Origin of the sequence: Alistipes sp. dk3624, from assembly GCF_009557455.1 — a bacterium.
GTDB lineage: Bacteria > Bacteroidota > Bacteroidia > Bacteroidales > Rikenellaceae > Alistipes_A > Alistipes_A hominis.
Window position 1 is genome coordinate 1,158,825 of record NZ_CP045651.1, and the last position, 12,948, is coordinate 1,171,772.

11 protein-coding genes are annotated in these 12,948 nt (G+C 56.6%); 8 read left to right on the forward strand and 3 right to left on the reverse strand.

Features of this window, described 5'->3' with window-relative positions; all coding sequences use genetic code 11:
- The first annotated feature begins 18 nt into the window (after positions 1 to 18).
- The 7 genes from kdpA to GFH31_RS04915 all read left to right on the forward strand — a co-directional run bounded on the left by kdpA (position 19) and on the right by GFH31_RS04915 (position 9,097).
- Positions 19 to 1,716, forward strand: a complete 1,698-nt coding sequence (gene kdpA / locus GFH31_RS04885) for a potassium-transporting ATPase subunit KdpA (protein WP_118458517.1) — start codon at positions 19 to 21, stop codon at positions 1,714 to 1,716.
- A gap of 13 nt (positions 1,717 to 1,729) precedes the next feature.
- Complete coding sequence (gene kdpB / locus GFH31_RS04890; protein WP_055203323.1) at positions 1,730 to 3,763, forward strand: potassium-transporting ATPase subunit KdpB; 2,034 nt, start codon at positions 1,730 to 1,732, stop codon at positions 3,761 to 3,763.
- 18 nt (positions 3,764 to 3,781) lie between these two features.
- The gene (locus GFH31_RS04895) at positions 3,782 to 4,375 is read left to right on the forward strand and encodes a K(+)-transporting ATPase subunit C (protein WP_101573765.1); all 594 of its coding nucleotides are present in this window, start codon (positions 3,782 to 3,784) and stop codon (positions 4,373 to 4,375) included.
- Positions 4,376 to 4,442: 67 nt separating this feature from the next.
- Complete coding sequence (locus tag GFH31_RS04900; RefSeq protein WP_081032515.1) at positions 4,443 to 5,177, forward strand: hypothetical protein; 735 nt, start codon at positions 4,443 to 4,445, stop codon at positions 5,175 to 5,177.
- Positions 5,178 to 5,180: 3 nt separating this feature from the next.
- Positions 5,181 to 6,302, forward strand: coding sequence for a sensor protein KdpD (locus GFH31_RS04905; protein ID WP_153498111.1), 1,122 nt, complete (start codon positions 5,181 to 5,183; stop codon positions 6,300 to 6,302).
- 1 nt (position 6,303) lies between these two features.
- Positions 6,304 to 8,016, forward strand: a complete 1,713-nt coding sequence (locus GFH31_RS04910; RefSeq protein ID WP_118458521.1) for an ATP-binding protein — start codon at positions 6,304 to 6,306, stop codon at positions 8,014 to 8,016.
- 211 nt (positions 8,017 to 8,227) lie between these two features.
- Positions 8,228 to 9,097 carry an aldo/keto reductase gene (locus GFH31_RS04915; protein ID WP_101573763.1) on the forward strand — a complete coding sequence of 290 codons (870 nt, stop codon included), beginning with the start codon at positions 8,228 to 8,230 and terminating at the stop codon, positions 9,095 to 9,097.
- A 62-nt stretch (positions 9,098 to 9,159) separates the two neighbouring features.
- Here the strand turns inward: GFH31_RS04915 and GFH31_RS04920 are convergent, their stop codons facing one another.
- The 3 genes from GFH31_RS04920 to GFH31_RS04930 form a co-directional block, all read right to left on the reverse strand.
- Entirely contained in the window at positions 9,160 to 9,504 is a 345-nt protein-coding gene (locus GFH31_RS04920; RefSeq protein WP_101573761.1) for a hypothetical protein, read from the reverse strand.
- A gap of 597 nt (positions 9,505 to 10,101) precedes the next feature.
- Positions 10,102 to 10,614 (reverse strand): hypothetical protein, encoded by a 513-nt coding sequence (locus GFH31_RS04925; protein WP_101573758.1) that lies wholly within the window; start codon positions 10,612 to 10,614, stop codon positions 10,102 to 10,104.
- Complete coding sequence (locus GFH31_RS04930) at positions 10,607 to 11,230, reverse strand: hypothetical protein (RefSeq protein ID WP_153498110.1); 624 nt, start codon at positions 11,228 to 11,230, stop codon at positions 10,607 to 10,609. The genes GFH31_RS04925 and GFH31_RS04930 overlap by 8 nt, the downstream gene beginning before the upstream one ends.
- 1,345 nt (positions 11,231 to 12,575) lie before the next feature.
- On the opposite strand from GFH31_RS04930, the gene GFH31_RS04935 reads away from it, so the two are divergent.
- A complete protein-coding gene (locus tag GFH31_RS04935; RefSeq protein WP_118657155.1) occupies positions 12,576 to 12,824 on the forward strand; it encodes a helix-turn-helix transcriptional regulator in 249 nt (82 codons plus the stop codon).
- Positions 12,825 to 12,948 lie beyond the last annotated feature (124 nt).

The window sequence follows — 12,948 nt, forward strand, 5'->3', positions numbered from 1 at the left end:
ACCAATCCTTAAAAGTAAATGAATACGGAAATTTCAGGCGTCGTCTTGCAACTGGCGCTGCTGATCGCGCTCAGTTACCCGCTCGGACGCTACATCGCAAAAGTATATAAGGGAGAAAAAACGCCGCTCGACTTCATGGCTCCGGTCGAACGGTGGATTTACCGTTTTTCCGGCATCAATCCCCACGAGGAGATGAACTGGAAACAGTTCCTCCGGGCCCTGCTGACCGTCAATCTGTTCTGGTTCCTGTGGGGCATGATTCTGCTCGTGGCCCAAGGCGTCCTGCCGCTGAACCCGGACGGCAACCCGGGCCAAACGCCCGACCAGGCGTTCAATACCTGCATCAGCTTCCTGGTGAACTGCAACCTGCAGCATTACAGCGGCGAAACCGGACTGACCTATTTCACGCAACTGTTCGTCATCATGCTGTTCCAGTTCATCACAGCCGCCTGCGGCATGGCGGCGCTGGCCGGCGTTTTCCGGGCGATGGCCGCGAAAACGACCCGGACGATCGGAAACTTCTGGGTCTACCTCGTCAAAAGCACGACCCGTATCCTGATGCCGCTGTCGCTGCTGGTCGGCATCCTGCTGATCCTGAACGGCACGCCGATGACCTTCGACGGCAAACAAACGCTGACGACCCTCGAAGGAACCGAACAGACGATCTCTCAGGGCCCGACCGCCGCGATCGTCCCGATCAAACAACTCGGCACGAACGGCGGCGGCTACTTCGGCGTCAATTCGGCCCATCCGCTCGAAAACCCGAACGCTTTCACGAATATTCTGGAATGTTGGTCGATCCTGATCATTCCGATGGCAATGGTCTTCGCGCTGGGCTTCTACCTGAAACGCCGTAAGCTGGCCTGGAGCATCTTCGGCGTGATGCTGTTCGCCTACGTGGTCGGGATCGCCGTGTCGGTCGACCAGGAGATGGGCGGCAGCAAACAAATCGCAGCTATGGAGATCCGGCAGGATATGGGCAGCATGGAGGGCAAGGAGATCCGGATCGGGTCGGCCGCATCGGCGATGTGGGGCATGACCACGACGGTCACGTCGAACGGCTCGGTCAACAGCATGCACGACAGCCAGACCCCGCTGAGCGGCATGCTGCAAATGCTGAACATGCAGATCAACTGCTGGTTCGGCGGCGTGGGCGTCGGCTTTATGAACTATTACGCCTTCATCATCATCGCCGTCTTTATCAGCGGGCTGATGGTCGGCCGCACGCCGGAATTCCTCGGTAAGAAGATCGAAGCGCGGGAGATGAAGATCGCGACGATGGTCGTACTGATGCATCCATTGATTATCCTGGTCGGCACGGCGCTGGCCTCCCACCTGGCGGCGCAAAATCCGGAACTGGCCGGCGCTTGGCTCAACAATCCGTCGTTTCACGGATTCAGCGAAATGCTCTACGAGTATACCTCTTGCGCAGCCAATAACGGCTCCGGTTTCGAGGGACTCAGCGACAACACGCCGTTCTGGAACATCACCTGCGGGATCGTATTGATCCTCGGCCGCTACTTCCCGATCGTCGGACAAGTGGCGATCGCCGGACTGCTGGCTTCGAAAAAATACATACCCGAAAGCGCCGGAACACTGAAAACCGATACGGCAACCTTCGCGCTGATGACCTTCGCCGTGATCGTCATCGTGGCCGCCCTGGCATTTTTCCCGGCGCAGGCGCTGGGTCCGATCGCCGATTATTTAAGCAAATAAACGATTGAAAACCATGAATAAGTCCAATTCGCTGTTCGATAAACAGCTCATCAAAGAGAGTCTCGGTGCATCGGTACGCAAACTCGATCCGAGGACGATGATTAAAAACCCGATCATGTTCACCGTCGAGATCGTCACGGCCGTCATGTTCGTCCTGCTGTTCTACATCCTCATTTCGGGGGATACGACCCAGGGGTCGTTCGGATACAACCTCGTCGTTTTCGTCGTGCTGTTCATTACGCTGCTGTTCGCCAATTTCGCAGAGGCGATCGCCGAAGCGCGCGGCAAAGCGCAGGCCGATTCGCTGCGCAAAACGCGCGAGGAGACCCCGGCCAAACTGGTCAACGGCAATACCGTTCGTATCGTCAGCAGCAACGCGCTGAAAAAAAACGATATCTTCGAATGTGAGGCGGGCGACATCGTCCCGGCCGACGGCGAGATCATCGAGGGGCTCGCCTCGATCGACGAAAGCGCCATTACCGGCGAAAGCGCGCCGGTGATCCGCGAGGCCGGCGGCGACAAAAGCTCCGTCACGGGCGGTACGAAAGTGCTGTCCGACCGCATCCGCGTCCGGGTGACCGCCATGCCGGGCGAAAGTTTCCTGGACAAAATGATTTCGCTCGTCGAAGGCGCTTCGCGGCAGAAAACGCCGAACGAAATCGCGCTGACGATCCTGCTGGCCGGGTTCACGTTGGTATTCGTGATCGTTTGCGCCACGCTGAAACCCTTCGCCGACTACGTGGGGGCCAACATCACGATCGCCGCGTTCATTTCGCTGTTCGTCTGCCTGATCCCGACCACGATCGGGGGACTGCTGTCGGCGATCGGGATCGCCGGAATGGACCGGGCGCTGCGTGCGAACGTCATCACCAAATCGGGCAAGGCCGTCGAAACGGCCGGCGACATCGACACGCTGCTGCTCGACAAAACGGGAACCATCACCATCGGCAACCGCAAGGCGACCAAATTCTACCCGGCACCGGAGATGGATATGGGTCGGTTCGTCGAAGCCTGCATGTACTCGTCGCTGTCCGACGAAACGCCCGAGGGGAAATCGATCATCGAACTGGGGCGCGAACAGGGCCGCCGCGTGCACGAACTGAGCACGATCGGCGCGCGGATGATCCGTTTCTCCGCCGAGACGAAATGCTCCGGCGTAGACCTGGCCGACGGCCGGCGAATCCGCAAAGGCGCTTTCGAATCGATCCGCCGGATCGTCGAGGGGGCCGGAAATCGGTTCGACGACGAAATCATGAAACTCGTCACGCTGATCTCGGAAAACGGCGGAACGCCGCTGGTCGTATCGGAGAACGAACGGGTGATCGGCGTCATCGAACTGCAGGACATCATCAAGACGGGCATCCGCGAACGGTTCGAACGCCTGCGCAAGATGGGCGTCAAGACCGTCATGGTTACCGGCGACAACCCGCTGACGGCAAAATACATCGCCGAAAAGGCCGGCGTGGACGACTTCATCGCCGAAGCCAAACCCGAAGACAAAATGGAGTACATCCGCCGCGAGCAGCAGAGCGGCAAGCTGGTCGCCATGATGGGCGACGGCACGAACGACGCGCCGGCGCTGGCGCAAGCCGACGTGGGCGTAGCGATGAACAGCGGCACGCAGGCTGCCAAAGAAGCCGGCAACATGGTCGATCTGGACAACGACCCGACCAAACTGATCGAGATCGTCGAGATCGGCAAACAACTGCTGATGACGCGCGGCACGCTGACGACATTCAGCATCGCCAACGACGTAGCCAAATACTTCGCAATCGTCCCGGCGCTGTTCATCGCCTCGATCCCATCGCTCGAAGCGCTGAACGTCATGCACCTGCACTCGCCGCAAAGCGCGATCCTGTCGGCCGTAATCTTCAACGCGGTCATCATCCCGCTGCTGATTCCGCTGGCCCTGCGCGGCGTGCGGTACAAACCGATCGGCGCATCGGCGCTGCTGCGGCGCAACCTGTTCATCTACGGCCTGGGCGGCGTGCTCGTCCCGTTCGTCGGAATCAAACTGATCGACCTGCTGATCAGCGTATTTTTCTAACCCGTAAAAAAGAAAATCATGAAAACATTCTGGAAATCCATCAAAATAACGCTCGCGTTCTGCGCGCTGCTGGGCGTGGGTTACGTCCTGATCCTGTGGGGAGTCGGCAGCATAGCCGGGCCGAACGGCGGCCGGGCGGCCGTCGTTACCGAAAACGGCCGAATCGTCGGAGCGGCAAACGTCGGACAATCGTTTACAAAAGCGACCTATTTCTGGGGCCGTCCTTCGGCGGTCGAGTACAACGGGAGCGGTTCGGGCGGCAGCAACAAGGCTACGACCAACCCCGAATACCTCGATGAAGTAAAAGCCCGCATCGACACCTTCCTGACCTTTCACCCGTACCTGCTGCGGCAGGACGTGCCTTCCGAGATGGTCACCGCCAGCGGCAGCGGACTCGATCCGGACATCTCCCCGGCCGGAGCCTACGTACAGGCGCGGCGCGTGGCCGAAGCCCGCGGACTTTCCGAGCAGACCGTCAGGGAACTGATCCGGCAGACGATCCAAAAACCCTGGCTGGGTCTTTTCGGAACCGAGAAGGTAAACGTACTGCAACTGAACGTAGCCCTCGACCGGCTGAAACCGGCGGCCGCATCTGAAACGGGCACGCTGTGAGACTTCCGGCAAACCATTCGAATTAAAAACAATTTAAAAACAACCCGACTTTTAAAACAAATCGACCATGAAAAACAAATTTAAAACCGCAATCGTTTTATTTGCCGTACTGACCGGAATGCTGCTCGCAGACTGCGCAATGGCTCAGGAAAAAGGCGTACGGGTCAAAGTCGGAGCCGATTTCGTCAGCAGCTACATCTGGCGCGGCTCGTACAACGCCAACGCCAGCATACAACCGACGCTCGGCATGACGGCGGGCGATTTCTCGCTGACCGCATGGGGATCGGCCGACTTTACCGGGGACTACAAGGAAGCCGACCTGACGGCCGCCTACACATTGGGCGGACTGACCCTCTCGCTGACCGACTATTACTGGACGCCCTCATCGGAACGTTACACCGAAAAATACTTCCGTTTCGGCGCCGACTCGCCGCACATGATCGAAGTGGGAGGAGCTTACTGTTTCGGCGAACGTTTCCCGCTGACGCTGGCCTGGAACACGATGCTGTTCGGCGCCGACCGCGACGACGAAGGACGGCAGAACTACTCGACCTATGCGGAAATTTCGTATCCGTTCGCAGTCAAAAGCGTGGACATGATCGCAGCGGTAGGATTTACGCCGTGGGCCACCGAGAATATGTACGGCACTTCCGGATTCGCAGTTTGCAACGTCACGGTCGGAGCGACCAAGGCGATCCGTTTCTCGGACTCGTTCTCTCTGCCGATTTTTACGCGGCTGATATGGAATCCGGCCAAAGATGATGTTAACTTTGTAGGCGGATTCTCAATTATGCTGGATTAATTTATGGATCAAAAACAGAGCGTACAGCACTTCCTCGATCTGATCAAGCGTTCGCACCGGGGCAAATTCAAAATCTACATCGGTATGATCGCCGGCGTAGGCAAGTCTTACCGGATGCTGCAAGAGGCACACCAACTGCTCGAAGTGGGCGTGGATGTGAAGATCGGCTATATCGAAACGCACGGACGTCCCGACACCGAAGCCCTGGTGTCGGGGCTTCCCGTCATTGCGCGTCGCAAACTGTTCTACAAAGGCAAAGAACTCGAAGAGATGGATCTGCAGGGCATCCTGAACACCCATCCGGAGATCGTCATCGTCGACGAACTGGCCCACACGAACATCGAGGGCAGCGAGCACGCCAAACGGTGGCAGGACGTGCTGCAAATCCTCGAAGCCGGGATCAGCGTCATCAGCGCCGTGAACATCCAGCACATCGAAAGCCTCAACGAAGAGGTGCAGCGCGTCTCGGGCATCGAAATCCGCGAACGCATCCCGGACAGCGTGCTGGCGATGGCCGACGAAGTAGTGAACATCGACCTGACGGCCGAAGAGCTGATCAAACGGCTGAAAGACGGCAAAATCTACAAGCCGGAGAAAGTGCAGGTCGCGCTGGACAACTTTTTCAAAGAGGAGAACATCCTGCAACTGCGCGAACTGGCGCTGAAAGAAGTCGCGCTGCGCGTCGAAAAGAAAGTCGAGAACGAAGTATCCGAAAACCTCGGCGTGCGCCACGAAAAATTCCTCGCGGTGATCGACAGCGGCGACAAAGGGCCGCGCCGCGTGATCCGCAAGACCGCCCGGCTGGCCACGCGTTACAACGCCAGATTCGCCGTACTCTACGTGCAAACTCCGCGCGAAAGCGCCGACCGCATCCCGCTGGCCAACCAGCGTTACCTGATCAACAACTTCAAACTGGCGGCGGAACTGGGCGGCGAAGTGTTGCAGGTGCATTCCGACCGCGTGATCGAAAGCATCATGGACGTGTGCTCCAAACAAAAAATCAGTACGGTGTGCATCGCCCAACCGAAATTTACGCTACTTTCGCTGGTAAGGACGGCTTTCTTTTTCCGGCGTCTGCTCAACAAACTGTACCGACTGAGTATCGACCTCGTAATATTATCCTGATATGCTGATTCAACGAAGACTGACGCTGGGCATCGGCGCGCTGTTCGCCATGATCCTGCTGCTGGGCATCCAGTCCGTAGGCTATATTCTCGACCTGTCGCGGGCCTCCGGGAACATCCTGACCGACAATTACAACTCGCTGCACTACGCCCGCAGCATGATGACGGCGCTCGACAGCCTGACCTTCGACTCGACGTCGATGACCGAACTGCTGGATAACCTCGCGTTGCAACGCAGGAATATCACCGAATCGGACGAATTCCGCGTGACGGACAACCTGAGCTCGAAGATCGACAAACTGTCGGATTCGGTCACGCTGGACAAGATCCTGGAGATCCGCAGCGACCTGTACAAGATCATGGATCTGAACATGACGGCCATCCGCGAAAAGAGCCGCCTGGCCGGGACGACCGCCGAAGACGCTATGTTGCGGATCGCCATCAGCGCGATCCTGTGCGCGCTGATCGCCTTCGTGCTGCTGATCCGCTTCCCGCAAGCCGTCGTCCGGCCGATCCGCGAACTCAAAAAAGGGATTATGGAAATCGCGAATTTCCACTACGACAAACGTCTCGACTTCAGCCGCAACAAGGAGTTCCGCGCCGTAGCCGAATCGTTCAACAACATGGCCGAAAAACTGTCGGAATACCAGCGCAGTACGCTGGACGACCTGATGATGGCCAAAAAGCGAATCGAAGCGGTCGTCAACAGCCTGCACGAACCGATTATCGGTCTCGACCCGGATAAAAAGATCCTGTTCATGAACGACGAAGCGTTCACGATCCTGAATCTGAAGCCCGAAGAGGCCGTCGGCCGCAACGCGACGGAAGTGGCGCTCAACAACGACCTGCTGCGGCGGCTGATCCGCGAACTCTACTCGGACGACCCGAATAAGGAGCCGCTGAAAATCTACGCCGACAACAAGGAGAGCTATTTCCAAATGGAAAACATCCCGCTGTACGTCACGCCGGTCGGCGAGAAGAAAAAAAGTTTCATCGGCAATATGATTATCCTGAACAACATCACCAAATACAAGGAGATCGATTCCGCCAAAACGAATTTCATCTCGACCGTCTCGCACGAGATGAAAACCCCGATCGCGTCGATCATGATGAGCCTGCACCTGCTCGAAGACAGCCGGCTCGGGCCGCTGAACGACGAGCAGAAAGCCCTCGCGCAGAGCATCCGCGAAAACAGCGACCGGCTGCTCGGCATCACCGGCGAGCTGCTGAATCTGACCCAGATCGAGACGGGCAAGTTGCAACTGATGCCGAAGGTCACCAAACCGATCGAACTGATCGACTACGCGGTGGCGGCGACGCGAGTGCTGGCCGAACGTTTCGGCTGTTTCGTCGAAGTCGAATACCCCGAAAAGATCGCGAAGCTGTTCATCGACAGCGAAAAAATCGCCTGGGTGGTCACGAACCTGCTGTCGAACGCGATCCACCACTCGCCCGAAGGGGCGCGGATCATCGTCGGCGCGGCGCAGCGCGACAACAAGGTCGATATTTTCGTGCAGGACTTCGGACGCGGCATCGACCCGCGCTATCATAAAAGCATTTTCGACCGCTATTTCCGCGTACCGGGCACCAAAGTGCAGGGCAGCGGCCTCGGACTGGCCATTTCGAAGGAGTTCGTCGAAGCGCACGGCGGCACGATCGGCGTCGAAAGCCAGATCGGGCACGGCAGCCGGTTCACGATCACGCTGCCCGTCTGACCGCCGCGGAAAAGCGACCGCCGGACGCGCAAACGACTGAAACCGCCCGGTAAAGCGCAGAACCGCCGGACGCCGGCGCGAAGAAGAAACGCAGGCGAAAGCCCGGCCGGAAACACGAAGGGAAAAGCCGTCCGGCGGAAATCGGGCGCGACCGTCCGGAACGGCACGGGTTATGCAGAAAAAACGGGGAACAGACTAAATACAACGCATTATGAAATCACCGAAAGAATCGTTCAAATCGCTGAAAGACACGTTTACGCTGAGCAACGGCGTGCAAATACCCTGCGTCGGTTTCGGCACCTACCTGACGCCGGACGGCGAAACGGCCGTCAGTTCGGTCATCGAGGCCGTCCATGCGGGTTACCGGCATATCGACACGGCTGCCGTCTACGGCAACGAAAAGAGCGTCGGCAAAGCCATCTGCAAGTGCGGCACCGACCGCAAAGAGCTGTTCATAACCAGCAAGGTGTGGAACAGCGCGCAGGGCTACGAAACGACGCTGCACGCATTCGACAAAACCCTGTCCGACCTGGAACTGGACTACCTCGACCTGTACCTGATCCACTGGCCGATCCCGAGAAAGCACGACGACGACTGGCAGCAACTGAACCGCGAAACGTGGCGGGCGATGGAAAAACTATACAGGGAAGGGCGCGTGCGCGCCATCGGCGTCAGCAACTTCAAGCCGCGCCACCTGGACGCGCTGCTCGAAAAGGCCGACATCGCGCCGATGGTCGATCAGATCGAACTGCACCCGGGTATGCCCCAGGACGAAACGGTCGAGTACTGTCGGGCGCGGGACATTCTCGTCGAGGCGTGGGGCCCGTTGGCCCAGGGACGACTGTTCGAAAGCGTCGAACTGGACGTGCTCGCGGCCAAGCACCGCAAGAGCGTGTCGCAGATCGTCCTCAGATGGCACCTACAACGGGGCATCCTGCCGCTGCCGAAGTCCATCACGCCGTCGCGGATCGTCGAGAACGCGCAATTGTTCGACTTCGAACTCAGCTCGCAGGAGATGAATTTCATCACGCACATAAAATGCGAAAGTTCGGGACTCGACCCGGACACGTTCCGGATGTAACCCCGTCGCACCGGGCGCGCCCGTATGCGGATACCGGATCGCCGGCGTCCGCATACGTTTTTTTACTGTACGGCCCGTCCTCCTCCCTCGGCATCCTGCCGGGAAAACAATTCGCTGACGATCAATTGCAACTGGTAGGTCTCGGGACTCATGACCTTCAAGAAATCCAGGCCGCGAGAGATACGAACGACAATCTCCTGAAACAAACCCGTTTCTTTCGGAGTCGCCTGCCGGACGATCCGGTATGCGTCCGGCAGCCAGCAGTTCCGCGACATTCCCCGGCCGTTGAACATCACCCGAAGCAGGATATATCCGCCGTCGATACACTCGAAAACGCCGAAAGCGTCCTCATAGGGTTCCTCCGTGGAAGAGAATAGATACAACTCACCATGTTTCAGCACAACCATAACTCACTGATTATTCGTTAAACAACTATTATAACTAATTCTATATCGTCCACTTATAACCCGAAACCGCCCCCGGACACACCCTTTGGACCAAAAAAACAAAAAAGCACGGAACCCGCAAGCTCCGTACTGAGGCATCGCCAAACGCCCTACACAAAAACAAGCAGAATCCGTGCTATACTCACGTATGCACGAGTCTCTCCTGTTATCTGTGCGTAGAATGAATTTGGCGATTTTCAGTACCAGATACAGCAATCGAGTCACCTCAATGTATGTCTATTTCATCTTCTCCTGGTTGGTTTTGAGTTCTTACCGTGTCCAAAAATAGACAAATTTTTGTTATAATCGTTGTTTTTTGTCCGTTTCAGACAATTTCAGCGACTTATCCCGAACGACATCAAAAACAGTACCGTCCTGCATCCCCGGACAGAAATCGCGTTTTTCAGAATCCGGCTCACAGGACGCTCTGACTCGGTCCGGAGATCGATTCCGGCCCGGCGGCCGCGCTGGGCGACGCGAGACTCTCTCCGGCGAAAACGCGCGTCCGGCTCCGGGGCGAAGACCGCCCCGGACGACGCGCCGAGCTGCGCCGGCCCTTCAGCCGCGCGCGTCCGTCGCAGCCCCCTCGACACAGGCTTTCAGCCGCCGCACCGTCTCGGGATACCGCTCGAAACCGAACACGTCCACCGGCGGCGGAGACACCCCGCGAATCCGGGCGGCGCGCACCAGGCGCAGCACCGTCTGGAATTGCAGGAACAGCAGCCACACCTCCGGCCTGCCCGGTTCGGGAACGTCCGCCAGCCTCCCGCCCCGGGCGAAATAGAGTCCGCAGGCGTATGCGAATGCGAACACGGGCAGCGCGCCCCGCTCCGGCAGCCCGCACGGTTCCGACTTCGTCTTGCCTTCGATGAAAAAGGCTTCGCAGGCACACACGTCATCCGCGATCCACGCCCCGAGCAGGCGGTCGGGAACCGCGTCCGGCAAGACCCCCACCCCGCCGTCCGGCAGGCCCGGCCCGCTTGGTCTATGGGTCTTACCGGCCCGGTCGATCCCGGCGTACCGCTCGAAGAACCGGATCGTAGCCCCGAGAGCCGTCTCCCGGCTACGCATGGCGCAGGCCCCGACTCCGGGCGTTTTGGGACGGCAGGTCGGGGAGATGACTGCCGAGGATCGTGCGGAACAGCACCAGTTCGCCGGGATAGTGCATCGCGTAGCTGTCGCCGATCCGGACAAACGGACTGCCGTCCCGGTAACGGTTTTCGAGCACCGTGAAGCGCGGCGGATAGGCGTGGAAGGCGAACAGCCGGATGTTGCGGACAGGCCGGCGGAAAAGCCGACGTGAGCGCAGAACGGCATCGACATAGTCGAGGAAGGTGACGATCATGCCGAGGTAGTCGGACTCCTGCAGGTAGACGATCCGGCGGCGGCCGTCGAACAGGTATTCGGTGAAGCGATACGCGCAGAACGCGCACTCCTCCGACCGCAGCAAACGGCAGTAGTCGTCGGGGCCGAGCACCTCGACGGTCACGCCGAAGCGACGGCCGTAAGGCGCGAGCAAGCGGTCCATCAGTTCGCGCACCGGGGCGAAACGGGGCCGGCTCAGGTCGGGGCGGTCGCCGTGCCGGACGCGGAGTATGCGGAGTATCCGACGCGGAACGTCTTCGGAACGGACGTTGAAGTGCCGCCCGATAAATTCGCAGCAAGTTTCCAGATTTCGGGGATTCATCGTTTTTCGGTTTATAAGATTTGAAAGAGGGTAACAGGATATTCGACCGGAAGAAAGACCGCCGCCCGGCGCGCTCCATGAGAAACGCAGTTTCTCCGAAAAGTTTTTGCGCCGTTTTTACAAAAACGGCAGTCCGAGCGCCGAAGGCCCCGCCGCACCGCTCAATAAGGACTTTCTCCCTGCGGTCGAAAGTCCGCGCGGCGGACAAAGCGGCAGCTTTGTAAATATGATTTGAGAGAGGGAAGCCCGTTCGGTCAGGGCACAAAAAAAGGGCGCTCAGACAGTTCCCTTCCAGTTGGCCTTACGATGCCATTTTCCGGTAACTCTCCTTACGCCCAAGCCCGCCCCCACCTATAAGGTAGGGGCATGACTTAGGTTTCAGACAAGTTTGATACCGGAATAAACCTGTTATATCGCTATAACAGTTCGTAAGTTTACTGGAAGGCACAAAGGTTGTCTTAACCTTTACAATCTATATGTACGGCTAAGCCGTATCTTGATATTGCAAATTTAGCATAATTTCTGCATTAAGAATTATAATGAGTAATATTCACAAATATAATCAAAAAACAACACACACGTGAAATCACGTGTGCAAAAACATCATCGGGGCTTTTCTTTTGTATAAATGAAGTCAAAAAGAACTGATGATAAATTTGTTCAAATGATTGTCGAACGTATGCGACAGTTGCGAAACGACCGCCACTATTCGCAGGAACATGTAATTGAGCATACACATTTGGACATATCCCGATATGAAACAGGGAGTTCTATCCCTTCGCTATTATCTATCTTAACTCTTTGCAAATTTTATGGAATAACAGTTCGGGAGTTTTTTGAAGAGATGGATTACCCTTCCAAAAAATAGAAGGCCCTCCACCGCACCGCTCAATAAGGACTTTCTCCCTGCGGTCGAAAGTCCGCGCGGCGGACAAAGCGACAGCTTTGTAAATATGATTTGAGAGAGGGAAGCCCGTTCGGTCAGAGCACAAAAAAAGGGCGCTCGAACAACTCCCTAACGGTCGGCCTTCGGAGCCTACTCTGGCAGTTGTCCTTACGCCCAAGTCCGGCCCCGGCAACTCGTACCGGGGCATGACTTAGGTTTCAGACAAGATTCACGCCAGAGAAAACCTGCTACATCACTATAACAGTCCGAAGTTTACCGTTAGGCGTAAAGGTTGTCTTAACCTTTACAATCTATATGTACGGCTAAGCCGTATCTTGATATCGCAAATTTAGCATAATTTCCGCAATCATTAGATTTTAACTACAAATATAATAAAACATTCCAATAAGTATTCACGAATACGTATATAAATTTTGCATTGCTTGTTCTTTTGTAAATATGACTAAAAATAGCCGATATTATAAAGACCAAGAATTTGTAGAAAAGCTTGCTCGACGAATTAAGGAGTTACGTAACGAGCATGGGCATACGCAAGAATATCTTATCGACAAAATTCATCTTACTATAAATTGTTACGAAACGGGAAGCAAAATTCCAACATTAATGTCTTTATTGAAAATCTGCGAGTTCTATAATATTACATTAGACGAGTTTTTCGCCCCGATGAACTATCCGCCGAAAGAATAAACGCAGCCACACCTTATTATTTATAATACAATACAGCAAAAAGGCGCGGATCAGGACGATCCGCGCCAAGGCAACAATCCGCCGGAATGATCGGTTGCCCACTCTGCCCGCGAATTCTGGCAAA